The sequence below is a fragment of the Corynebacterium sp. KPL2734 genome, assembly GCF_040225595.1.
In the GTDB taxonomy this organism is placed as follows: Bacteria; Actinomycetota; Actinomycetes; order Mycobacteriales; family Mycobacteriaceae; genus Corynebacterium; species Corynebacterium rhinophilum.
This window is the reverse complement of the sequence record NZ_JBEHFO010000006.1, coordinates 122,415-146,049: the sequence shown is the minus strand read 5'-3', so window position 1 is coordinate 146,049 and position 23,635 is coordinate 122,415. Positions and strand designations below refer to the sequence as shown.

Annotated in this window: 24 protein-coding genes; 15 read left to right on the top strand and 9 right to left on the bottom strand. The window is 59.7% G+C overall.

Annotation, left to right across the window (positions count from 1 at the left end):
• Positions 1–100 precede the first annotated feature (100 nt).
• Genes ABRP88_RS06080 through ABRP88_RS06070 form a run of 3 tightly spaced genes read left to right on the top strand, consistent with a single transcriptional unit; the run spans position 101 to position 4,240 of the window.
• A complete protein-coding gene (locus ABRP88_RS06080; RefSeq protein WP_284849874.1) occupies positions 101–862 on the top strand; it encodes a LamB/YcsF family protein in 762 nt (253 codons plus the stop codon).
• Positions 862–2,463 carry a 5-oxoprolinase subunit B/C family protein gene (locus tag ABRP88_RS06075; protein ID WP_349836621.1) on the top strand — a complete coding sequence of 534 codons (1,602 nt, stop codon included), beginning with the start codon at positions 862–864 and terminating at the stop codon, positions 2,461–2,463. Before ABRP88_RS06080 ends, ABRP88_RS06075 begins: the two co-directional genes overlap by 1 nt.
• Complete coding sequence (locus ABRP88_RS06070) at positions 2,453–4,240, top strand: ATP-binding protein (protein ID WP_349836620.1); 1,788 nt, start codon at positions 2,453–2,455, stop codon at positions 4,238–4,240. Before ABRP88_RS06075 ends, ABRP88_RS06070 begins: the two co-directional genes overlap by 11 nt.
• Positions 4,241–4,250: 10 nt before the next feature.
• Here ABRP88_RS06070 and ABRP88_RS06065 read toward each other — a convergent pair whose 3' ends face one another.
• Entirely contained in the window at positions 4,251–5,384 is a 1,134-nt protein-coding gene (locus ABRP88_RS06065) for an ATP-binding protein (protein WP_349836619.1), read from the bottom strand.
• A gap of 116 nt (positions 5,385–5,500) precedes the next feature.
• On the opposite strand from ABRP88_RS06065, the gene ABRP88_RS06060 reads away from it, so the two are divergent.
• Positions 5,501–6,118 carry a GntR family transcriptional regulator gene (locus tag ABRP88_RS06060; protein WP_349836618.1) on the top strand — a complete coding sequence of 206 codons (618 nt, stop codon included), beginning with the start codon at positions 5,501–5,503 and terminating at the stop codon, positions 6,116–6,118.
• A gap of 20 nt (positions 6,119–6,138) precedes the next feature.
• Here the strand turns inward: ABRP88_RS06060 and ABRP88_RS06055 are convergent, their stop codons facing one another.
• From ABRP88_RS06055 to ABRP88_RS06045, 3 genes are all read right to left on the bottom strand, one after another.
• The gene (locus ABRP88_RS06055; RefSeq protein WP_349836617.1) at positions 6,139–6,918 is read right to left on the bottom strand and encodes a putative hydro-lyase; all 780 of its coding nucleotides are present in this window, start codon (positions 6,916–6,918) and stop codon (positions 6,139–6,141) included.
• The gene (locus ABRP88_RS06050; RefSeq protein ID WP_349836628.1) at positions 6,909–8,072 is read right to left on the bottom strand and encodes an NRAMP family divalent metal transporter; all 1,164 of its coding nucleotides are present in this window, start codon (positions 8,070–8,072) and stop codon (positions 6,909–6,911) included. The genes ABRP88_RS06055 and ABRP88_RS06050 overlap by 10 nt, the downstream gene beginning before the upstream one ends.
• A 196-nt stretch (positions 8,073–8,268) precedes the next feature.
• Complete coding sequence (locus ABRP88_RS06045; RefSeq protein ID WP_349836616.1) at positions 8,269–8,667, bottom strand: endonuclease domain-containing protein; 399 nt, start codon at positions 8,665–8,667, stop codon at positions 8,269–8,271.
• Between the two features lie 964 nt (positions 8,668–9,631).
• On the opposite strand from ABRP88_RS06045, the gene ABRP88_RS06040 reads away from it, so the two are divergent.
• Positions 9,632–10,675 carry a ribonuclease HI gene (locus ABRP88_RS06040; protein WP_349836615.1) on the top strand — a complete coding sequence of 348 codons (1,044 nt, stop codon included), beginning with the start codon at positions 9,632–9,634 and terminating at the stop codon, positions 10,673–10,675.
• Between the two features lie 5 nt (positions 10,676–10,680).
• On the opposite strand, the gene ABRP88_RS06035 is transcribed toward ABRP88_RS06040, so the two are convergent.
• Positions 10,681–11,136, bottom strand: a complete 456-nt coding sequence (locus ABRP88_RS06035) for a YdcF family protein (RefSeq protein ID WP_284770067.1) — start codon at positions 11,134–11,136, stop codon at positions 10,681–10,683.
• A gap of 120 nt (positions 11,137–11,256) precedes the next feature.
• On the opposite strand from ABRP88_RS06035, the gene ABRP88_RS06030 reads away from it, so the two are divergent.
• From ABRP88_RS06030 to ABRP88_RS06020, 3 genes are read left to right on the top strand one after another with little or no spacing between them, the layout of a single operon-like run.
• Complete coding sequence (locus ABRP88_RS06030) at positions 11,257–12,243, top strand: LacI family DNA-binding transcriptional regulator (protein WP_349836614.1); 987 nt, start codon at positions 11,257–11,259, stop codon at positions 12,241–12,243.
• Positions 12,244–12,254: 11 nt separating this feature from the next.
• Positions 12,255–13,163 carry a ribokinase gene (locus ABRP88_RS06025; protein ID WP_284781817.1) on the top strand — a complete coding sequence of 303 codons (909 nt, stop codon included), beginning with the start codon at positions 12,255–12,257 and terminating at the stop codon, positions 13,161–13,163.
• 48 nt (positions 13,164–13,211) lie between these two features.
• Positions 13,212–13,496 carry a hypothetical protein gene (locus ABRP88_RS06020; protein ID WP_349836613.1) on the top strand — a complete coding sequence of 95 codons (285 nt, stop codon included), beginning with the start codon at positions 13,212–13,214 and terminating at the stop codon, positions 13,494–13,496.
• Positions 13,497–13,545: 49 nt separating this feature from the next.
• On the opposite strand, the gene purE is transcribed toward ABRP88_RS06020, so the two are convergent.
• Both purE and ABRP88_RS06010 read right to left on the bottom strand, forming a co-directional pair.
• Positions 13,546–14,046: a 5-(carboxyamino)imidazole ribonucleotide mutase gene (purE, locus tag ABRP88_RS06015; protein WP_284781822.1), complete on the bottom strand. Its 501-nt coding sequence runs from the start codon at positions 14,044–14,046 to the stop codon at positions 13,546–13,548.
• A 24-nt stretch (positions 14,047–14,070) separates the two neighbouring features.
• Entirely contained in the window at positions 14,071–15,279 is a 1,209-nt protein-coding gene (locus ABRP88_RS06010; RefSeq protein ID WP_349836612.1) for a 5-(carboxyamino)imidazole ribonucleotide synthase, read from the bottom strand.
• On the opposite strand from ABRP88_RS06010, the gene budA reads away from it, so the two are divergent.
• Positions 15,265–15,996: an acetolactate decarboxylase gene (gene budA / locus ABRP88_RS06005; protein ID WP_284851505.1), complete on the top strand. Its 732-nt coding sequence runs from the start codon at positions 15,265–15,267 to the stop codon at positions 15,994–15,996. The genes ABRP88_RS06010 and budA overlap by 15 nt on opposite strands.
• Here the strand turns inward: budA and ABRP88_RS06000 are convergent.
• Positions 15,974–16,414: a YdbT family protein gene (locus ABRP88_RS06000; protein ID WP_284851504.1), complete on the bottom strand. Its 441-nt coding sequence runs from the start codon at positions 16,412–16,414 to the stop codon at positions 15,974–15,976. The genes budA and ABRP88_RS06000 overlap by 23 nt on opposite strands.
• Before the next feature lie 146 nt (positions 16,415–16,560).
• Positions 16,561–17,430, bottom strand: a complete 870-nt coding sequence (locus tag ABRP88_RS05995; RefSeq protein ID WP_349836611.1) for a biotin--[acetyl-CoA-carboxylase] ligase — start codon at positions 17,428–17,430, stop codon at positions 16,561–16,563.
• 43 nt (positions 17,431–17,473) lie between these two features.
• On the opposite strand from ABRP88_RS05995, the gene ABRP88_RS05990 reads away from it, so the two are divergent.
• The 6 genes from ABRP88_RS05990 to ABRP88_RS05965 all read left to right on the top strand — a co-directional run bounded on the left by ABRP88_RS05990 (position 17,474) and on the right by ABRP88_RS05965 (position 23,535).
• Positions 17,474–18,466 (top strand): ABC transporter ATP-binding protein, encoded by a 993-nt coding sequence (locus ABRP88_RS05990; protein WP_349836610.1) that lies wholly within the window; start codon positions 17,474–17,476, stop codon positions 18,464–18,466.
• 101 nt (positions 18,467–18,567) lie between these two features.
• Positions 18,568–19,824, top strand: a complete 1,257-nt coding sequence (locus tag ABRP88_RS05985; protein ID WP_349836609.1) for an ABC transporter substrate-binding protein — start codon at positions 18,568–18,570, stop codon at positions 19,822–19,824.
• A 195-nt stretch (positions 19,825–20,019) separates the two neighbouring features.
• Positions 20,020–21,027: a carbohydrate ABC transporter permease gene (locus ABRP88_RS05980; protein ID WP_349836608.1), complete on the top strand. Its 1,008-nt coding sequence runs from the start codon at positions 20,020–20,022 to the stop codon at positions 21,025–21,027.
• Positions 21,027–21,848 (top strand): carbohydrate ABC transporter permease, encoded by an 822-nt coding sequence (locus ABRP88_RS05975; protein ID WP_349836607.1) that lies wholly within the window; start codon positions 21,027–21,029, stop codon positions 21,846–21,848. The genes ABRP88_RS05980 and ABRP88_RS05975 overlap by 1 nt, the downstream gene beginning before the upstream one ends.
• Positions 21,848–22,033: a hypothetical protein gene (locus ABRP88_RS05970; RefSeq protein ID WP_349836606.1), complete on the top strand. Its 186-nt coding sequence runs from the start codon at positions 21,848–21,850 to the stop codon at positions 22,031–22,033. The genes ABRP88_RS05975 and ABRP88_RS05970 overlap by 1 nt, the downstream gene beginning before the upstream one ends.
• Entirely contained in the window at positions 22,030–23,535 is a 1,506-nt protein-coding gene (locus ABRP88_RS05965) for an alpha-amylase family protein (RefSeq protein WP_349836605.1), read from the top strand. Before ABRP88_RS05970 ends, ABRP88_RS05965 begins: the two co-directional genes overlap by 4 nt.
• Positions 23,536–23,635: the final 100 nt, after the last annotated feature.

Genomic DNA, 23,635 nt, shown 5'->3' with positions numbered 1-23,635 from the left:
GATACCGATCCCCCGAAAAAGTAACCGCCTTCACAAATGACAGTGGCACGGGTTACACTAAGATTCACACTTATTGTTCAACAATTAAGGACGGTGTTGAATGGCTTCGCTCCACATTGATCTCAACGCGGACTTGGGTGAAACCACCGCTGGCAACCCGGTAGCTGATGATGCTGCGATGCTGGAGATGGTCTCCTCCGCCAATGTCGCCACCGGCTTCCACGCCGGTGACCCGCACTCCATTGCCCAGACCCTTGAGGCCGCGGCGCGTGCGGGAGTAACGGTCGGTGCACACGTGGGCTATAACGATCCAGCCGGCTTCGGCCGCCGCTTCATCGACTACAACGCGGCGGAGCTCGCGGACGAGATCACCTACCAAATTGGTGCGCTTGACGCGCTGGCGCGCGCCAATGGCACACGGGTGTCCTACGTGAAGCCGCATGGGGCGATGTACAACACCATCGTCAAGGACGAGGCACAGGCCAAGGGTGTCATCGCGGGCATTAAGGCCTTCGGGGATCTACCTGTGATGCTGCTGCCGGGCGGCCGCGCGGTCGATATTGCAGAATCGCAAGGCCTCACCGTCATCCGCGAGGCATTTGCGGATCGCAACTACAATCCCGATGGCACGCTGGTCTCACGCAAGCAGGACAATGCGGTATTGGGGGATGAAGGGGATGTCGTCAAGCGCGTGCTAGAAGTCGCCCAAACCGGTTCCATTACCGCCATCGACGGCACCACGCTCGATGTTGATGCCCAATCCGTGTGCACCCACGGTGATTCACCGGGCTCCGTGAAATTGCTACGCGGTGTGGTCGAGCGCCTCAGCGCGGAAGGAATCGACATTCGGAGCTTTATCTAATGCCGCATATTCACTTCGTTGGCACCCGCGCCCTGCTCATTGATTTGGACGGGCTCGAGCAGGTCATGGCGTGGCATGCGGCGCTGTCCGCTAAACCGCTCAAGAACCAGGTGGATTGCATTGCCGCTGCCACCACATTGCTCATTACCTTTGAGGCGCCCAATTCCGCGCGCGCGGCCGCAGAGTTCCTGACGGATTTCTCCCCTGCCGCCGCTACCGCCAAGGAGGCGCGCACGGTAGACATCGACGTGCTTTACGATGGCGAAGATGTCGACGCCGCCGCCGAGCTCCTCGGCATGTCGCGCGAGGCCTTGATTGACTGGCATACCTCTACCGAGTGGACTGCCGCCTTTGGCGGCTTTGCTCCCGGCTTTACCTACTGCGCGCCCTCCGATCCTGCCCAAGCCAAGGCCGTGTCCCGCCGCTCCGATCCGCGCACGGCCGTTCCGGCTGGCGCCGTAGGCATCGCGGGCGAGTTCTCCGCGGTCTACCCGCGCGTTTCACCAGGTGGCTGGCAGTTGCTCGGCACCACCAATACCCCGATGTGGGATTCGCACGCTAACCCACCCGCATTGGTGCAGCCCGGTGACCGCGTGCGCTACCGCGCGGTGGACGAGCTACCGGACTTGGTGGATCGCAGCGCGGAATCCAAGCGCTCCCCGGCCCGCCTGCCCCGCATGGAGGTCCTCGATGCCGGACTGCTCACGCTTTTTCAAGACCTTGGCCGCCCCGGCGTAGGCGACCTCGGCGTGACGCCCTCCGGTGCCGCCGATCACGCCGCCGCGGCAACCGCGAATGTCGCCGTGGGCAATCCGCGGGGTGCGACGGTGCTAGAAAATATCGGCGGCATTAAGCTGCGCGCGCTGACCGATACCGTCATCTGCGTTACCGGCGCCACCGCCCGCGTCCGCCTGGGTGAGATGCCCGTGCACCTCGCCCGCCCGGTGCTCGTTACCGCTGGCCAGACCGTGACGGTCGGTGCTGCAACGGTAGGCATGCGCAACTACGTTGCCATTCGCGGCGGCATCATTGCCGAATCCGAACTGGGGTCCTCTGCCACCGACGTGCTTTCTGGCCTCGGCCCCGATCCCGTCACCACTGGCGATGTCATCGGCGTGCTGCCGCGCTCGACCGGCATGACGGATGCGCAATTGGTCAATCCTCTGCGCGTATCCGCCGATTCCACTGGCAAAACGCGCGCGACGCTGCGCTGCGTGCTGGGTCCGCGCGATGACTGGTTTGCCGATAATATCTCTACCTTCCTGGATACCGAATGGGTCGTTTCCTCTGATTCCAACCGCGTTGGCCTCAGGCTTTCCGGGGCTAAAGACAGCGCAGGGGCTTCCGATATCACCGTGCAGCGCGTGAAGGATGGCGAGCTGCCCTCCGAAGGAATGGTGGCCGGTTCCATCCAGATCCCGCCGAATGGCAAGCCGGTGGTCTTCCTGCGCGACCACGCCGTCACCGGCGGCTACCCCGTCATCGCCACCGTGCTGGAAGAAGATATCGACATCGCCGCGCAGCTCCCGCCCGGCGCGCGCGTGACCTTCCGCCTCGTGACACCCCAAGCTTTAAATACTGGAGAAGAAAATGCAGATTAAAACCGTCCTCATTGCTAACCGCGGCGAAATCGCCGTGCGCATCGCCCGCGTGGCCCGCGATTTGGGCGTTAAGTCCATCGCCATTTATTCCGAGGCCGACGCCGGTGCCCTGCACACCCAGGTTGCCGATGAAGCCTATGCGCTGCCCGGCAATACCGCCGCCGATACCTATATGAATATCCCGGCGCTGCTGGATATCGCCGTGCGCGCCGGCGCCGATGCCATCCACCCGGGATACGGTTTCCTCTCCGAAAACGCCGACTTTGCCCGCACCGTCACCGATGCCGGCATGATCTGGATCGGCCCATCCCCGGAGTCCATCGAGCTGTTGGGCGATAAGATTGCCGCCCGCCGCGTGGCCGAAGAGGTCGGCGCGCCCCTGGCTCCGGGCACCTCAGATCCCATCGATGATTGGCAGGAGGCCCGCGCCTTTGCCGAGGAACATGGCCTACCCATTGCCATCAAGGCCGCTTATGGCGGCGGCGGGCGCGGCCTTAAGGTCGTGGACTCCATGGATGAGATCGAGGGCGCGTTTAACTCCGCCGGACGCGAGGCCATGGAGGCCTTCGGCCGCGCCGAGTGCTACGTGGAGAAGTTCCTGACCCACCCGCGCCACGTGGAGGCGCAGGTCTTGGCGGATACCCATGGCAACGTCCGCGTGCTGGGCACCCGCGATTGCTCCACCCAGCGCCGCTTCCAAAAGCTCATCGAGGAGGCCCCGGCGCCCGCGCTTTCCGATGCCCAGCGCACCGGCATCATCGAAGGCGCGCGCTCCATCTGTTCCCACGTGGGCTATACCGGCGCCGGCACCGTGGAATACATCGTTTCCGAGGACGGCACCATCTCCTTCTTGGAGGTCAATACCCGCGTCCAGGTCGAACACCCCGTAACCGAGGTGGTGACCGGCACCGATATCATCGCCGAGCAATTCCGCATCGCCGCGGGCGAGCCCCTGTCCATCTCTGAGGATCCGGATTCCACCGGCCACGCCTTCGAGTTCCGCATCAATGCCGAAGATATCCTCAACGGTTTTGCCCCCTGCCCCGGCACCATCGTCTCCTTCGAGCCGCCCACCGGCCCCGGTATCCGCGTCGATTCGGCTGTCCGCTCGGGTTCCATTATTCCGCCGTACTATGACTCGCTCATTGCCAAGCTCATCGTGTGGGGCCCCACGCGCGAGGTAGCCCTCGCCCGCTCGCGCCAGGCGCTGCGCGAGTTCGACGTCTCCGGCGTGCGCACCGTGCTGCCCTTCCACCGCGACATGATGGACGAGCCAGCCCTAATTGGCACCGCGTCTTCCGCTGAGGCCGATGCCGGCGCCAGCGAAATCGGCGTCTTTACTGACTGGCTTGATCACAACTACCGGCCCTCTGCTGCCAACCAGGTAGACAAGGTCGAGGCCATCTATACCAAGCGCCGGACGGTCGCGGTAGAAATCGATGGCAAGCTCGTCAATATCGGCGTGCCCATGGACTTCCTCGCAGGCGCCGGTACCGGCTCGGGCGCCGTGGGTGACTCTGGTGCCACCGCCACCGCCCCCTCGACGGCCGGGGCGCAGTCCAGCGACGATAACGCGGTCACCTCCCCCTTCGAGGCCAACCTCGTGGCCTGGAATGTATCCGATGGCGATAGCGTCTCCGAGGGCGATTCCATCGCCACGGTCGAGGCCATGAAGATGGAATCTGCCATCAAGGCCCCGCGCGGCGGCACCATAAAGATCCTCGCCAAAGAGGGCGACCGCCTGGATTCCGCGACGGTGATTGCGACCATCGACTAGCGCGTGCTGCCTACCTGGGTGCCTGGCTGAGCAGATACTCACCCAGGTAGGGCAAGAGGAAGCGCACGGTGCCGTAGCGGCGGCTGGCGATGAGATCGCGCTCTAAAAGCAGCTTGCGGGCCATGGAAATAGCATTGGGCCTCTTGCCCAGGTGCGCCGCGATGGCACCGGTGGGAATATCAGCCCCGTGTTCGGCTTCCAGCTCCGCCATGGCATTGAGAAAAGCGCGCTGGGCGTCAGGAACATTCTTCAACGCAATCTTGTGCACTTGGTTACCCATATGCGCTGGAATCTCGCGCGCAATGGAGGACACGTGACGCTCTTCGATGGCATCCGCCCCATCGAGTACCGCACGGGTCCACGCCAAAGCGCCGACCAACTGCAATAGGTACGGATAGCCCTGTACCAATGCGGTCGCCTCTTCTAAAGCGCGCTCGCTGAAACCGCGCCCAGCCGCGGTGGCGATGCTACGCAGGGTATCGGCTACGGTGGCATCATCAAGCAGCCCCAAATCCAGCCTTTGAGCGCGGCGCAAAAAGGTGGTGCCCTCGTGCTCCAATAGTTCTTCTACCCCGAAGGTCAATCCCGCGGCGGCGAAGGCGATATCGTACTCGTCCCGAATGAGGTCCTGGATGGCGGTGGCAAGCTGCGCAAGCTCGTCCACGGAAGCCGCTTGCACCTCATCGACTGTCAACAAGACGCCCGCATCATGCGCACGCGCGGCCTTCAGGAGGCTGCGCAGCCGCGAGACCAAGCTGGGTTGGGATTGGTTGTGGGGCAATTGCGTCGTCACAGATCCCACGCCCGCCACAGAGAATCCCGTGATCTTGCGGCCCGTCTTCTCCGTATAGTCCAGCTCCTCTATGGCTTCCGGAATCGTGGAATCGCGCAACTGCGCTACCATCTGGGCATCCGCATAGGCGCGAATGACCACCCACCCAAGGCGGCGTGCAGATTCTTCAAACTCATTAAGCAGCACGGTTTTGCCCACCCCGCGCGTACCGCTGACAAGTAAGGCGCGCTGCATGGCGCCCACGCCGCCCACGAGCCCATAGTTAAACGAGCTGATTTCAAATTCGCGCCCGGCCAGCTGCACCGGCGACGCGCCAAAACTGGGGCGAAAAGGATTCTTATCCGGAATCACTATGCCAGACCTTCCATTTAGATCTTTTAGAACTTCGCCGCCTCTTTAGAACTTTTAGATCTTTAAGTCATACGGAATGGCCGTTGACGCCTCACCCATTCAGTAAGGTGAGGGTCATGCTTTCCCAGTCCGTCACCACCGCTTTGCGCCAAGAGATATCGGCCGGCAATTTTCAGCCCGGCGAGCAGCTCAGCGAGGTAAAGGTGGCCGAGCAATTCGGTTGCTCCCGCAATACCCTCCGCGAGGCCTTCACCACGCTTACCGCCGAACGCCTGGTCGAGCGCATCCCCCACCGCGGCGTCTTCATCGCCACCCCGGATGCCGCCTATATCCGCGATTTATTCGCCGCCCGCGCCGCCATCGAGCCAGCTGCCGCGCGGTGGGGCGCGTTTGCCGATGCCCCCTCGCTCATCTCCCTCGCCTCCTCCGCCTTCGAATGCGCAAGGCGCGATAAACACCAGGAAGTCTCCTCCATTAACCAGCGCTTCCACCAAGCACTGGTAGCAGGACTTGATTCTCCCACCTTGGATGAGCAGATGAGCAACCTGCTCGCGCGCATGCGTCTTACCTTCTTATTAATCATCCCCCGCTACCCGCAGCTGCACGCCGAGCACATTCAAGGCAACGTTGATGTGGCCACGCTCATCGCGGAGGGAAAACGCGAAGAGGCCACCACGCGCTTGCGCGATAGCCTCTTAGAAACCTGCGATACCATCTTGTCCTTCACGGACTAAGAAAGTAGCGGGGACAATGCCTAAGGGATGAGGTACTCCGCATCGCGGGCATTGGTCACCAGCATCTTGCCCGGCGCATGGGAAATGGCCAGCTCCGGCTTTGATTCCATCACGATGGCTTGCGGGGTGACCCCACACGCCCAAAAGACGGGCAAGCAGCCTTCTGGAATATCCACCGCATCACCAAAGTCTGGGTGTGCTAAATCCGCAATGCCGATGGCCGCTGGATCTCCGACGTGCACCGGTGCACCGTGCACGGATGGATAGCGGGAGGTAATGCGCACCGCATCGGAAACCTGCGATGCCGGAATCGGGCGCATCGATACCACCATTGGACCGGAGAATACGCCCGCAGGAGTAGTGGGGATATTCGTCCGGTACATCGGCACATTGCGTTGCTGTTCGATATGCGCAATCTCTATGCCCGCATCCACCAGCGCCGTTTCAAAGGTAAACGAGCAGCCGATAAGGAAGCTGACCATGTCGGGGGTGTAATGGGAGGTGGCATCGGCAAGCGTGGCCGTGTGCTCACCATGCTCAAAGATGCGATAGGCCGGGATATCGGTGCGGATATCGCCGCCGGGTAGCAGATCCGAGGTGTACTGACCTGCCTCAAGCACGCCGACGATGGGGCACGGCTTGGGGTTGCGCTGGGCAAAAAGGAGGAAGTCAAAGGCGTATGCGCTGGGCAGCGAGAGCAGGTTGGCCTGCATATATCCCCGCGCATGCCCGGCGGTGGTGGTCATCTCGTGGGTGCGCGCGAACTCGCGCACCTCTTCTGGCGTGTGCATTATGCCCATATTGCCGTGATTCCTGAAACTGCGCGGAGGCCGATGAAGATGGTGAGCAACCAGACCAGACTGCCAAGGATAAGCAGCCACTTTGGGTACTTATAACCTTGCAGTAAGTCCTTGCGGCGCCAAGCCACCCACATCACCAGCGCGAAGCCGATGGGAAGGATGAGCCCGTTAATCGCACCGGCGAAAATCAAGAGCTTTTGCGGCGCGGAGTTGATTATTACAAAAATAATCGTGCAGACCGTAATGAAGATGACGGTGAAGATATTGCGGGTCCGGGACGAAGTTTCCTGGGTGGTCACGAAGGATACCGAGGTATAAGCGGCACCGATGACGGAAGATAGGCCTGCGGCAAAGAGCACCATGCCGAATGCACGGAGTCCGAATTCACCAGCTGCGTGGTAAAAGGCATCGGCGGCAGTATTATTTTCTTTTAGCGTGACGCCGGTAGCTACCACGCCCAATACCGCCAAGAAGAGCAGCATGCGCATAATCCCGGTGACGATGATGCCGCTAACGGAGGTCCGCGTAATGTTCTTGACGTTTTCAACGCCAGATAAGCCCGCATCGATCAGTCGGTGCGCGCCGGCAAAAGTGATATAGCCACCGACGGTGCCGCCGATGATGGTAGTAATGACGAAGAAATCGATTTCACCCGGCGCGACGGTATTCTTAAGCGCCTCCCCTACCGGCGGCTGGCTGACAATGGCCACATACAACATAAGCAGGATCATCACCGCGCCCAGGGCGGCCACGAGGCGGTCCAGCGCCATTCCAGCGCGGCGGGAGAGGAAGATGAACACCGCAATCGCCGCTGCAATGACGCCACCCATGCGGGCATCGATGCCCAGCATCGCGTTCAGGCCCAAGCCTGCGCCGGCGATATTCCCGATATTAAAAATCGCCCCGCCGAAAAAGACGAAGCCTGCGAGCACCCAGCCCAATCCGGGCAGGACGGTATTGCCCAAGGTATTGGCGCGCATTCCCGTCACGCAGAGCACGCGCCACACATTAAGCTGGATGGCAATGTCCACCAAGATGGACAGCGCGATTGCGAAGGCAAAAGAAGCGCCCATCTGGACGGTAAAGACCGAAGTCTGGGTCAAAAAGCCCGGTCCAATGGCCGAGGTAGCCATGAGGAACATGGCGCCCGCCATGGCGCCAATGCCCTTGGGCGGGGTTTTCGCATCCGCCTGCGCATCCGCCTGTGCCGAGGCGGAAGCTTGTTTTTCAGCACTCACTAGTTTCACCTTTCGTGACGCCGGTCTCTCTTAAATGTGATTCGCATCATCATAATTGTTATTACGGAGGTTGTTCAACAACATCTATAGCTAGGGGTGCTTCGGGGGTGATCTACGCTACTTTTCCCGCCTTTCGCCCCAGGTATTCAACTATTGTCTCCACTACCCTATTCGGCTCATTGACCAGCTCTTTTGTCCCGAATCTCAATACGGTAAATTGCTGATTTTCGATTTCTCGTTGCCTGCGCATCTGTTCCTTGACCACTGTTTCCGGTGCTTTCCCATAAGTACCGTCGTACTTGGTATCCCCGTCGACCTCGATAATGAGCCACCCATCGATACATAAGTCAGCCCGGTACTTTCCCAATACACGAAATTGTGGGTACACAGTGGCCGTGGGAATCCTTTCAATAATCAACGCCCGCAACAGCGACTCGTACGGTGATTCAGAACCGGCATACGCATGCTCCACCACCATTCTCATGGGGATAGGCCCCTTCATCCGAGCCATTGCTGCCCGAGTTTCCTTCAGATCTTCTATCGAAACTAGGCCCGCACGCAATGCGGAATCGACCGCTACAAGCCCCTCCGGAAACCCATGTAACCTAGCGATATCCAAGCACGTTCGTGCCGGATTAGTCACCCGAACCCCGGACCTTTCTACCGATGTCTCCCCTATACGTGACATTCGGTAATACTTTCGCGGCCACTGCGTGTGCGGTGGAATGCTTCCTGAAGGTGAAGCGAGCTCAACGAGCTCTTTTCTCCTGGGAATCACCCAAATTCCCCAAATGCGCGCAGCTGACTTAGCCACCAATGACGCCCGGTGCGCACTGAGACCGGCCGCTAAAGTAAGGGCAAGCTGTTGCTTATGCCATGGCCAACTTTCCCAAGTCGTTGTTTTCACTGCAATCCATGGAGCAACTCGCTTTAGTTCTCCTGAGTACAGCGCTGGATAGTAAGGACTAGTTGAACCTGCATAGCGAAGGTTAATTAACTCATGATTTAACATGCTCTTTATCTTCGTTGCTTCCTGGAGAAACTGCTGAGCGTGATGCTCCAAATGGTCATATTCTGAGCTCCCTGCTGGGCATCCGCATTGAACGGGTGACGATGCACGGAGCGAACGGCCGTTTCTACTGCGGAAGGGCAGATTGCTAGTCGTTTTGGTCAGGGCTGGAAGGTCATCCTCCTATGGTCAACCTCCACTGCAATAACTGAGCAAAATGGTGCCTCAAATATCGCAAATTCTCTTCAAATGTTGCATGGGACCCTGCACTTTTTCGGAGCATCATAAAGAGGCCTTTGAGCAACCGATTGCGGAACATCCTGAGGAGACCTTTGCACAGCTCTTTGTTGCACTGTTGCGGGACGGGCCGCAACGAGTCCTAAAACTATCGCGAACAGTCACGAATCGAGTCCACATCAGGCGCGTGCAGCTCACCGCTGGAATGGGGCGTGATTTACTAGAACCAATGGAACCCCTCGAGCTCTCAGCACTCACCGGCACGCAATCGCGTACCTACGGCACCCGCAAAATCACCAAGGACATGGTGTCTGCGCCGGTCCATGTGGCGATCGCGCTGTGGGATGAACGCTGGGACTCAGCGGAGGACGGAACCATCGAGGGGTGGGTCATCGCTGTCAACACCCCGCAGGCACGCTTCGTACGCAGAGGCCAGATCAAAAAGGGCGATATCGTCAAAGTTGCAGTAAGCGAGCTACAGCGCGCCCTGCGCGGAATCGACGGGCGTACCTGGATTGTCACTGGTCGCAGGCAAAATGCGCTGCGATCGGCGCTCGAGAAGCGCGGCTATACGGTGACGGGGAGCTTTGCGGGGGAGAATCGGGCATCGGCAAGCGCGAGCTCCGCACGCCGCAAACAAGCTGGGCTAACCGCGCGGAAGGCGCGCAAGCTGGGCGAGGCCCCGAAGAAGAAGGAAGCCAACCACGTCGAAACGCCAGAGGCGAAATGGTGGCCCAACTTCTCGCACACCACGTCGTGGCCGGCGGGCGCGGTGGTGCGCATCGCTACCGACGCCTCCTCCGATACCGTATTCAAGGGCTCGATGTGTTTCGTGGCGGGAAACGGTGACTACCGCCTGCACACCCGCGAGACGAAAGCTAGCACGGATGAACTGGAGTTAGAAGCGCTCACACTCGCCTTAAAGTACCTGCTCAAGGTAGGTGCGACAAAGGCTGTCATCGAATCCGATTCTGTTGCGGCATTGGATGCTGTCAACCACATTGTGCACAAGAAAGGCTCGAAGGCGGCACGGCCGGGACGCAGGTGGCGCGGTGTCTCGTCTGGTGCGCGCTCCCGATTCCAACAGGCCTGGGGCGATCTAGAAGGCACCTGCGAAGTGGATATTCGCCGTGTGCTCGGTCATGCCGGGGATCCGCTCAATCGCGCCGCCGATCAGATTGCGTATATGGGGCTGCGCGCCATTGCGCACCCCATGAAGCAATCGCGGCCTACCTTGCAAAGCGGGATCAGCAAGGCGCTCAAGGCGGTATAGCCCAGTTACCTCCGCAGTCGCCGCCACAGGATTCGCGCTGCGGAATGCGGGGTCGCCGCAACCTCGCGTAGGTAATTGCGCGGCATCGACAGCCACGGCGTGCGCGCGGGGTGAACATTAATCGCAATGCCCAAATGCCAGGCCCACAATGTGGTGCGCAGGGCATGGAAATCGTTGGTGACCACCTGCAATACGGCATCTGGTGCAAGGCTATGTGCGTTTTCTAAATTTTCATTTGTACTGGTAGCGGCCGGTTCCACAAGCACATTCCCAGGATCAACGCCTCGCTTGATGAGGTATTCGGCCATCGCGCCCGCTTCCCCGCGGCCAGAGACGATGACCGTCTGCCCAGAATAGAGTTCAAGCGTCTTATCCAAACGAGACCGCAGCATGGCGCCCGGATGACCGTGGGTAACACGAGAGCCCAAAACAAGGAGCGGATCGCGCGGGGAATTTTCCATGCTCATTAGCTTAGACCGGCGCGAACCCTTGACAGACACAGGTACTGAACCGTAAATTGAGACACAAGTGTGCAATCGATTGCACGACCCATCGAAGCTGCTCTAACCCTAGGAGCCGAATTGGCCGCAACCACCCTCAAGCACGTAGCCGCCGCAGCTGGGGTGTCCATTTCCACCGCCTCGCGCGCGCTGGCAGGAAATCCAGCTATTTCCGCAGCCACCCGCAGGCGCGTAAAACAAGCAGCCGAACAGCTCAATTACCGCCCAAATGCCCAGGCACGCGCACTGCGCAACGCACGGTCCAACGCCATCGGCCTCGTCATACCAAGCCTGGATAACTCGTATTTCGCGGCCATGGCCGCCGCAATTGAGCAAGAGGCTAATGCTCACGGTGTCGCCACCATGATTACCAGTTGCGGCGAGGATCCTGCGCGTTTGGAACGCGCCCTCGATGCCCTCACGCAGCGGCAGGTTGATGGAATAATTACTGTTCCCCTCGATGGCACAGAAGACGCCATCCGCCAGGCCCATTCCCATCGGCCGTTGCTATTGATTGACCGAACACTGGGAGAATTTCCCGCCGTGATTTCTGATCCTGGTCCGGGAATGCATAAGGCAATTGCGCAGCTCAAGGACAAAGGCCATACCTCGATTGGCTATCTTTCCGGCCCCCAAGAAACCTCTACCGGCAGGCAGCGCCTCTCTGTATTCGCAGAAGCGGCTCGCGACCTTGATATCCACATTCACCACGGCAGCTTCCGGCACCGCGAGGGATATAAGGGCGCGATCGAACTACTTAATGCAGGGGTCACGGCCATCGTTGCCGCTGACTCGATGATGACTGCAGGCGCATTAGAAGCCTGTCATAATTCCGGCAAGGCCATTGGAGAGGAAGTCGCACTCGTCGGTTTCGATGACTTCATTTACCTGCGCTTCCAGCCGGCGCCCATATCCGTAGTGGACCAAAACGTCGACCACATGGGCAAGATAGCCACCGCAGAACTCATCGCGGCCATCAAAAATAAGCGCCCACCTCAAGGCTCGATAATCGATACGCGATATATCCCCCGCATGTCCACTGCATTCACCGTAGAATCCGATTCATAGGAGGATTTCCAATGAGCAAACTCACCGTCGTCGGCTCGATTAATGCTGACCTTATTGTCCATGCTGAACGCCACCCCCACCCCGGCGAAACGCTGCTGGGCTCCGGCGGCGAGATCCTCGCGGGCGGCAAGGGCGCGAACCAGGCGGTCGCCGCTGCGCAACTGGGCGCCAATGTAGCTTTCGTCGGCGCGGTTGGCTCCGATCCCTACGCCGAGCCCGCAATGCACTACATGCACAGCTCCGGCATCGATCTCAGCGCGGTGGAACAGTCCGATACCACTACCGGTTTGGCGGTCATCACCGTCTCCGCCGATGGGGAAAACACCATCGTCATTTCCCCCGGCGCGAATGCTCTTGTCGATGCCCCCTTCGTCACCGCCCGCCAATCCACCATCGCCGATGCGGACGTGGTCCTGCTCCAGGGCGAAATCCCCGCCTCCGGTTTCAAAGCCGCAGTCGATGCCGCCCAAGGACGCGTGGTCGTCAACCTCGCCCCAGTCATCGAGGTGGACCGCGACGCCCTCCTGCAGGCCGATCCCCTCATGGCCAACGAGCACGAGGCTGGCCTCATCCTTGAGCAACTGGGCCTTTCTTCCACCGGCACCCCGCGCGAGCTCGCTCACCGCCTCGTCTCCGCCGGCTTTAAATCGGTGGTGCTGACCCTCGGGGCCGAAGGCGCCTACGTAGCAACGCCCGATTCCAACACGGACATCCCCACCCCACAGATCACCGCAGTCGATACCACCGGCGCCGGCGATGCCTTTGCCGGTGCTTTTTGCACCAAGCTCCTTGAAGGCGCCACGCTTGTCGATGCCGCCACCTTCGCCGCCCGCGTCGGTGCCTTCGCCGCCACCAGCGCCGGTGCCCAGCCGTCCTATCCCACGACCTCTTCACAATTGCCAGAGGTCACGCAGAAATAGAAGCGTCCAGTTTTAAAGTCACTGCAATGGAAGGTCACATCAGCCATCATGCATAAGAGCCTTGGAAAGGATAGTAATAATAAAGAGAGAAGCGGTAAGAGCGAGCCTAAAAAATGGAAAGCCTTTTTAATCTCGCTATTGATATTTCTGCTTGTTCCCTTACCTTTTGCTCTTTACCTTGGCGGCACTGAGTGGCTTTTCAACGACAAGGAATCGGTGCCGAAAGAATTCTGGGTTTCTTATGTACTAGGTTTCGTCGTTTTTATTGGTGGATTGCTCTGGATGCAGATCAAAGAGTGGTTCCATGACGACTCCAAGAATTCTAAACGGTAGCTGACTGGAGTCTCCCTCTCTTTCAGCCGAAAAAGAAAGGGGCTCGTCCCTACTCCCCTAGCAGCTTCGAGCGCAGGTTCTTATCCTTCTGCTCGACTTCTTCTGCCATCTTTTCTTGGTAGGCGACCATCTTGTTTTGCAGGGCGGGGTCTCCGGCGCCCAGGATGCGGGCGGCCAGCAGGCCGGCGTTCTTTGCGCCGCCGATGGAGACGGTGGCCACGGGAACGCCGCTAGGCATCTGCACGATAGAAAGCAGGGAGTCTAGGCCATCGAGGTCCTTGAGTGCGCGCGGAATGCCGATAACGGGCAGCGGCGTGGCCGCTGCAACCATGCCCGGCAGGTGAGCGGCGCCACCGGCACAGGCGATGATGGCCTTAAGGCCGCGGGAGTGCGCTCCCTTGGCGTAGGCCAGCATCTTTTCCGGGGTGCGGTGGGCGCTGACCACGCCGACCTCAAAGGGGATGCCGAAGTCCGCGAGGACTTCCGCGGCGGGTTCGACGGTGGGCCAATCCGAATCCGAGCCCATGATGATTCCTACCTGCGGTTCCATAATGTCCTTTCTAGGTTTTAAGAGTTATGCCCACGTTGCGTGCATGAGAAAGTGCGCGGCCTGGCGGGCGGCATCGCGGGTCTCATCGAGTGATGTACCAGCGACATTGACGTGGCCGATCTTGCGGCCAGCGCGGTGGTCCTTGCCGTACAGGTGAATCTTGGCGTGCGGGTAGCGTTCCATGACCTCGCGCACGCGCTGCGGCATAGGCATCCTGGGATCTTCGTCCGCGCCGAGAACATTTGCCATAACGGTCACCGGGGCTAGGGCGTCCACCGCACCCAAGGGCAGGTCGAGTACGGCGCGCAGGTGCTGTTCGAACTGCGAGGTCACGCAGCCATCCTGGGTCCAGTGGCCGGTATTGTGCGGGCGCATGGCCAATTCATTGACGGAGATGTCCTCGCCATTCTCACCGTTAAAAGCGAAAAGTTCCACGGCTAGCACGCCGGTCACGCCGAGGGATTCGGCAATGCTTAGCCCCAGCGCAGAGGCGCGTTCGGTCAGCTCAGGCGAGAGATCGGGCGCGGGCGCGATGGCCTCGGCACAGATGCCGTTTGCCTGGCGGGACTGGGTAATGGGCCAGACCTTGGCTTCACCGGATGGGCGGCGCGCTACCAAGATGGACAGCTCGCGGGTCAGATCCACCTTCTCTTCGGCCATGAGCGGCGTGTCGGCATCTAATAGCTCGGCGACGAGCTGATCGAGATCGGCATCCGAAGGAAACCACACGCCCTTGCCGTCATAGCCACCGCGGCGGGCCTTGAGGCAAACGCGCCCGTCTACGGCATCAAAAAACGCGCGGGCATCAGCAACGGATTCGATTGCGCTAAACCGCGGAACGGGCGCCCCCAGTGCGGAGAGCTTTTCCCGCATGTCCAGCTTGTCCTGGGCATAGCGCAGGGCGCTGGGCTGGGGCTGGACGTTAAAGGAGGCATCGATAAGCGCGGCGGAATGCTCATTGGGCACATGCTCATGCTCGAAGGTAACCGCATCCGCGCCGCGGGCTGCCGCGAGCAGATCCTCGTACTTGTGGTAATCGCCCACCACGATGTCCGGGGTGACCTGCGCGGTCGAAGAATCCGGGCTACCAGCAAGAATCCGCAGATGAATATCGAGTTCAGCGGCGGCAGGCTGCATCATGCGCGCCAGCTGACCATCGCCACAGACAGTTACAATAGGTTTTGAGACACTCACGCCCACAATATTAGCTTGGATACCATGTTTACCCGTCATTCGATCTTCCAGAACTCCCTCATGAGCGCCCTCCTTGATGGCATTTATGACGGCGAGATGACCATCTCTGAGCTGCTAGGAAAGGGCAATTTCGGCATCGGTACCTTTAATGGCCTCGATGGTGAAATGATTATCCTGGACGGGACCTGCTACCAACTGCGCGGCGATGGCTCCGCACGGGTTGCGGACTTGGACCAGCAAACCCCTTATGCCGTGGCCACCAACTTTGTGCCGCGCATTCTTGTCGATGCCCCACGGGGCCTGCGCCGCGACGAGCTTTCCGCCTTCATCGATGAGGTGGAACCTTCCGCCAACTACATGTACGCGGTCCGTATCACGGGCAGGTTCTCTGAGGTCACCACGCGCACCGTGGTCAAACAAACCAAGCCCTATCCCCCAATGACCAAGGCGGTCGGCGGCGATAAAGAGCTGCACTTTAGCGATGTCGAAGGAGTCATCGGCGGCTTCCGCACTCCCGTGTACGAGCGCGGGATTTCGGTGCCAGGATGCCACGTGCACTTTATCGACGCCGCGCGGCAATCCGGCGGACATGTGCTGGATTACACCGTGGATGAGGCGAAAATCGAGCTCTGCCCCGGTTCCGATCTAGAACTGCGCCTGCCGCTGACCCAAGAATTCAGCACCGCTAACCTCGCACCGGAGGATCTTGATAAGCAATTGCACTCCACCGAGGTTAAAACCAAGGGCGATCATTAATAATCTCTGCTACCTGCTTTGACTTGGCTACGGTGGGAAAATACATGGCCCTGTCCCAACCGTTGAGTGCAATGGAGATACCGCCGCGGCGCTTGCGGGCGCCGCGAATATCTTCCAGCGGAATTGAATCGATGTGGCGGCCCTCCCGCACGATGACGCGGCGGTTGGTCACGATGAACCGCTTGCGGCGGGCCTTATATAAAGGAATAAGGAAGCGCCACGTGCTCAGCCCAGCCCACAAAACGACGAGTCCATTGCGCAGCATGGGTTCTACTCCCTGGGCATCGCACCAGCCGATGGCAATCCACAGCACGCCAGTAATGAGGATGAGCTCCAGAAATGGGAAAACGAGCGCGCGAAATGGCGCGGATACATCCGCGCGCTTGACCTCGCCTTGGCCCATCTTCATCAATCCCATAGCCATGGATAGTACCAGTGCGAGGCAGCGCTTCTCGGACTGCGCGAACTACCACCCGACGCCTGCTGCGCGTCGCCTGCCGCGCGATACCTATCGCGCGGCGACTATCGCGCGGCGCCGATCGTGCGACATCTAACGTGCGGCGCCTATCGCGCCGGACGCAGATGCGTCACGTCACCGGCGGAGTAGTACTCGCCTGCGACGTTAATGCGGCCGTCCTCACCAATGCCCTCAACGCGGCCGATAACATCGCCAGTCGGGGTCTCCAGCCGCACCTCCTGGTCAATGGATGAGCACACCGCGCGGTAATCCTGCATAAGCTGCGGATCCTGGTTCTCCCACTGCGTAATGCGGCGGCGCAGGTTTTTCAGCACGGTAATGGCCAGCTCGGTGCGGTCGGTATCGCGGCCTTCCAGAGCCAACGAGGTGGCCTTTTCAATGGGCAATTCCTCGCGGCTGAGCGTGACATTAATACCCATGCCTACGACCACGCGCGCAGAGGGCGCCTGCCCGCCGACGGCCTTATTTACCTCGGCTTTATTGACTTCAGCTTTGTTGACTTCAGCCTTGTTCAACTCAGTCTTATTGAGCTCTGCCTTATTGACCTCGGTCTTCGGTGCGGACTTGAAGGCTTGGCCCACGGGACCGGCCTCGGCAAGGATGCCGCAGAGTTTATTGCCATCGATATGCACATCATTCGGCCACTTCAGCACGGAGCCCTCGATGGAATCGGTCACGGCTAGGCCCGCAGCCAGCGGAAGCGTGCCCAAGTAATCAAGGGAATCGGGCAAGAGCAGCACGGAAAAGATCACTTGGGAGCCGGCCGGTGCCGTCCACGCCCGGCCGAGGCGGCCTTTGCCGGACAACTGCTCATCGGCAAGCAGCACGGTGCCATCGGTGACATTGATGGCCTGCATCAGATCGGTATTGGTGGAACCGGTCTGATCCACAAAATCGATGGTGGTGAAGTCCTCTGCCAGGGCGGTGCGGATGCGGTGCTTATCAAGTGCAGTCATAGATTCCAAGATACCGTCCGCTGGTGGTGCTAGTGTGTTGCGCATGGCAAAGGTCACTTTTGAAAAGGTAAATATCACTTACCCCGGCGCGGCGGCGCCCACCGTGAAGGAATTGGACCTAGAAATCGCGGACGGCGAGTTCCTCGTTTTGGTGGGCCCTTCTGGCTGCGGCAAGTCCACGACGCTGCGCGCGCTGGCCGGCCTTGAACCAACGTCTAGTGGCCGGATTCTCATCGATGATACGGATGTCACGGGCCTTGAACCGGGTGATCGCGATATTGCGATGGTTTTTCAAAATTATGCGCTCTACCCGCACCTTTCGGTGGAAGAAAACATGGGCTTTTCGCTCAAGCTGGCGAAGCTCCCCAAGGCTGAAATCAAGCAAAAGGTCCAGGAAGCCGCAGAGATGCTGGGGTTGAGCGAGTTCCTTAAGCGCAAGCCCAAGGACCTCTCGGGCGGTCAGCGCCAGCGCGTTGCCATGGGCCGTGCCATTGTGCGCAACCCTAAGGCCTTCCTCATGGATGAGCCGCTCTCTAACCTGGATGCGAAGCTGCGCGTGCAAACCCGTACGGAGCTTGCGAGCCTGCAGCAGCGCCTTGGTACCACCACGGTCTATGTCACCCACGACCAGGTCGAGGCCATGACGCTGGGGCACCGAGTCGCGGTGCTGAAAGATGGCGAATTGCAACAGGTTGCCCCGCCGCGCGAACTTTATGCGAAACCGGCCAACGAGTTCGTCGCCGGCTTTATTGGTTCGCCTGCAATGAATATCTTTGACCACAACGGCGAGCGCCTGGGGGTGCGCCCGGAAAATATGCACCTCAATGAGGGGGCTGAGGGACTGCGCGGCGTGGTCGACCTGGTTGAAGAGTTGGGTTCCGAATCCTTTATCTACGCCACGGTGAGTAGCGCACGGTTCGTGGCCCGGTGTGAAGGCACCCCGCCGCAGCGCGGTGAGGAGGTTGTATTGACCTTTGATGCAAGCGCTGCACACCGCTTTGACCCAGAAACCGGGCGACGTATCTCCACCTCCTAAATTACCCCCCATTTAGAGGTGAATAATCAAAATCTATTCTGCGCGCGGTGTTTGTAAATTATTTTTAAGGAACACCCAAGCTTTCTGAAAGGTGAATTCCCATGAAGAAGTACTTCATTCGCACCACAGTCGCCACCACGGCAGTATTGGCGCTGGCAGGCTGCTCCACGTCTGACGACGGTGCAGATAACGCGGACGGCTCCGCATCCGGTTCCGGCGCTGACTCCCACGGCCCCATCACCTTTGCCATGGGCAAGAACGACACGGATAAGATCACTCCCATCATCGATAAGTGGAATGAAGAAAATCCGGATGAAAAGGTCACCCTCAAGGAGCTCGCGGGCGAGGCCGATGCCCAGCGCGAAACCCTGGTGCAGTCCCTCCAGGCTGGCAATGATGACTACGATGTCATGGCCCTCGACGTGGTCTGGACCGCGGAATTCGCCGCCAACCAGTGGCTCCAGCCGCTTAACGGTGACTTCGAGACCGATACCTCGGAGCTCTTGCCCGCCACCGTGGAATCGGCCACCTACAACGACGTGCTGTATGCGCTCCCGCAAAACACCAACGGCCAGCTCCTCTTCCGCAATACTGAGCTCGCGGACGCTACCCCGGAGAAATTCGCTGACCTCGAATCCGCCTGCAAGGCCCTGGAAGACGGCAAGAATTGCCTAACCACCCAGCTCAAGCAGTACGAGGGCTTGGCTTTGAACACCGCCGGCTTCATGGAGGGCTGGGGTGGCTCGGTGCTTGACGATGACGGCAATGCCACCGTCGACTCCAAGGAAGCCCAGGAAGGCCTGCAGGCCATGGTGGATGCTTATGAAGGCGAAATCATCTCCAAGGACTCCACCGCCGCCACCGAGGAAGAGACCAACATGGCCTTCACCGAAGGCAAGACCGCCTTCGCAGTGAACTGGCCCTACATGTACACCAATGCCGTAGATGCCGGCATTGACGTTGAGGTCCAGGCACCGCTGGGCAAGGATGGCGTTGGCGTGTCCACGTTGGGCGGCTACAACAACGGCATCAACATCAATTCCAAGAACAAGGGCACCGCCCTGGACTTCATGAACTTCATCATCAATGAGGAGAACCAGAAGTCCTTTGCTGAGCAGTCCTTCCCGCCGGTTCTTTCCTCCATCTACGATGACCCACAGTTGCAGGAGGAATTCCCCTACTTGCCAGCGCTGAAGGAATCCCTGGAAAACGCCGCACCGCGTCCGGTATCGCCGTTCTATTCCGCCATCTCTAAGGCCATTCAGGACAACGCTTATGCCGCGCTTACCGATGGCAAGTCCGTCGAGGATGCCACCTCCGATATGAAGGCGGCCATCGATTCTGCTTCGCAGGGTTAAAGAAGCCCTCCCTGGACCTCGTATCCTACGGGCAGGGAGCATGCTGAAAAGCGAGAAATATATAGCGAACCGCTAGTACACAAATGGGTGAGGAAGGCGCATATGCCACTGCCTCACCCTTTGTGGTTTTCCCGTCCCAGTTGGGGATAGAATCTAGCGCACTAGAAATCATCTGAATCAGAAAGGCGAACTCCCGTGGTCACCACTTCGCCGACGCAACAGAAGCACCCTCGATCGAAAAAGCCCAAGCGCGCCTCTAGCACCTCCAGGTTTGCCAATTTCGGGCGCCCGGCCGCGCTGATCGCCCCGGCGCTCATCGTGCTGGGCATTATCATCGGCTATCCCATCGTGCGCGCGGTCATCCTGTCTTTCCAGGGAAACCGGCAGCTCAACCCCAAAACGGGTCTCTTTGAAGAAGGCGGTTTCGCCGGCTTAGACAATTACCTGTACTGGATCAATAACCGCTGTGTGTCCGGTGCGGGTGAAATCACGACGTGCCCGCCCGGAGTTATCGCCACCGACTTCTGGCCCGCCGTAAAAATCACGCTGTTTTTCACCGTGGTCACGGTCGCCCTAGAAACCATTCTCGGCATGTTCATGGCCATCATCATGAACGGCGAGTACCGCGGCCGCGGCTTAGTGCGCGCCGCCGTGCTTATCCCCTGGGCCATTCCTACCGCCGTGACGGCCAAGCTGTGGCAGTTCATGTTCGCCCCGGACGGCATAGTCAATTCCTTGCTGGGCGCGGATATCGCCTGGACCACGGACCCGTTTTATGCGCGCTTTGCCGTCATCATCGCAGACGTGTGGAAGACCGCGCCGTTTATGGCCCTGCTCATCCTGGCTGGCCTGCAGATGATCCCCAAGGATGTCTACGATGCCGCGCGCGTCGATGGCGCTAACCGCATCCAAACCTTCTTCCGCATCACCCTGCCGCTAGTGCGCCCAGCCCTGATGGTGGCCGTGCTCTTCCGCACCCTGGATGCACTGCGCATGTATGACCTTCCCGTCATCATGATTTCGAGTTCTTCCAACTCCCCTACCGCCACCATTTCCCAGCTGGTGGTGGAAGATATGCGCCAAGGTAACTTCAATTCCGCCTCGGCGCTATCCACCCTTATCTTCTTGCTCATCTTCTTCGTCGCCTTCATCCTCATCCGCTTCCTCGGCGCGGATGTCTCCGGCAGAAAGGGTGCAAAGTAATGCGTAAATTCGGACACTACGCGGGCATTATCTTTATCATGTTCTGGGGCCTTGCCCCTTTTTATTGGATGGTGGTCACCGCCCTGCGCAGCCAGGAATTCACCTTTGATACCACGCCCTGGCCAACGCATATCACGCTCGATAATTTCCGCGATGCCCTGGCAACGGATAAGGGCAATGACTTCCTCGGCGCGCTGGGCAATTCGCTGTTCATCTCGCTCGCGACCACCGCGGTAGCCGTCTTAGTCGGCGTATTTACCGCCTATGCGCTCTCCCGTTATGACTTTCCCGGCAAGGGCATCGTCACCGGCATCATTTTGGCGGCCTCCATGTTCCCTGCCATCGCGCTGGTTACTCCGCTCTTCCAGCTCTTTGGCCGCTTGGAATGGATCGGCACCTACCGCGCGATGATCATCCCAAATATCTCCTTCGCCCTGCCGCTGACGGTCTATACCCTGCTCAGCTTTTTCCGGCAGCTGCCGTGGGAGCTTGAGGAGGCCGCCCGCGTGGACGGCGCTTCGCGCGCCCAGGCCTTCCGCCTCGTCCTCCTGCCGCTGGCCGCGCCGGCGCTGTTTACCACCGCGATCATCGCCTTTATCACCACGTGGAATGAATTCATGTTGGCCAAGCAGCTGTCCACTACGAGTACCGAGCCGGTCACAGTGGCCATCGCCCGTTTCTCTGGCCCCTCGGCCTTCGAGTACCCTTATGCCGCGACCATGGCGGCTGGTGCATTGGTGACCATTCCGCTTATCATCATGGTGCTCATTTTCCAGCACCGCATCGTCGCCGGGCTCACCGCAGGAGGTGTCAAGGCCTAATGCGCCGGTCCCTGCTGTGGGATTCGATCCTCGGATTCCTCGGCTTCTTCGCGTGTCTTGCGGTTATCCAAGCCGCGGTGAACCTATTTGAAGACTCTCCCGCCGTATGGCCCGGCCTAGTGGCCGGCGCGCTGTGCGCACTGACCTACCTTGCGTGGCGGGCAAAAAGAAAGGATCTGCAATGAGCTGGTACCACAACGCCGTCTTCTATCAAGCCCTAGTGGGCTCCTTTAAGGACTCTGGCAATAACGAGGCCGAAAATAAGGGCATCGGTACGCTGCGCGGGGTCATCGACAAGCTGGATTACCTCCAGTGGTTGGGCGTGGACTGCCTCTGGCTCTCGCCGTTTTATGCCTCTCCGCTGCGCGATGACGGCTACGATATCGCCGATTATTACTCCATCCACCCCGATTACGGCACGATGGCGGATTTCGAGGAACTGGTTGAGGAATTGCACCGCCGCGATATGCGCATCATGACGGACCTGGCGCTCAACCACAGCAGCTCCGACCACCCGTGGTTCCAGGCTTCGCGCTCCGATCCGGATGGCCCGTTTGGGGATTTCTACGTCTGGGGCGATGATCCCGAGCGCTACCCCGAAATCCGCGTCATCTTCACGGACGTTGAGACCTCCAACTGGACCTGGGATGAGGAGCGCCAGCAATACTATTTCCACCGCTTCTACTCCCACCAGCCGGATCTCAATTACGATAACCCGGACGTGCAGGACGAGGTCTTTAATATCTTGTCCTTCTGGATGGACAAAGGCCTTGATGGCCTGCGCCTCGATGCCATTGCGTACCTCTTCGAGCGCGATGAGCTCGGCGGCGAATCCCTGCCGGAGACGGTGGAGTTCGTGGAAAAGATTCGCTCCTTTATGGATACCCACTATCCCGAGGCCGTCCTCATTGCGGAGGCCAACCAGCCGCCCAAGGAGACCATGGAGTTCTACGGCTCCGGCAACCGCTTCCACATGGTCTTCAACTTCCCGGTCATGCCGCGGCTGTACCAGGCGCTCGCGCTTGGCGATGCCACCCCCGTCTACGACATCCTCGACCAACTACCGCCGCTGCCCGAGGGCTGCCAGTGGGGTACCTTCCTGCGCAACCACGACGAATTGACCTTGGAAATGGTTGACGATGATGTCCGTGAGCTGATGTATCAGACCTACCTGCCAGAGGAAGGCATGCGGGCGCATGTGGGCATCGCCAGGCGGCTCATGCCGTTGATGGGTGGGGACCGCCGCAAGGTGGAGCTGATGTTTTCGCTGCTGATGACCCTGCCGGGAGCGCCATTTATTTATTATGGCGATGAAATCGGCATGCTCGATGACACCTCTTTGCCGGATCGTTATGCCGTTCGCACCCCCATGCAGTGGGACGATAGCGAAACCGCGGGCTTTAGCGCCCGCACCCCAGCGCGGCTACCCATCGTCGGCGGCACGTCCGTGGAATCCCAGCTCAACGATGCCACTTCCCTGCTGCACAGCGTGCGCACCATGATCACGGAGCGCCACGCGCACCCCGACCTGGGAACGGCACCCTGCGAGCCAGTGGAAACCGGTAAGGAAAGCGTGCTCGGTTACCAGCGCGGCAACCTGTTGTGCCTGCACAATTTCAGCGACCGCTCCGTTGACCTAGGCCCCGTCGAGCTCGGGCCTTACGGATACGCCTGGTTGCCGGCCTAGAGCGGCTGTCTTTGGCCCGTCATGACCGCTGCACGGCCAGTCATGCCGGTGGATGGGCTAGCCATGCCGGTGGATGGGCCTGCTTTTGCAATTTGTGCAT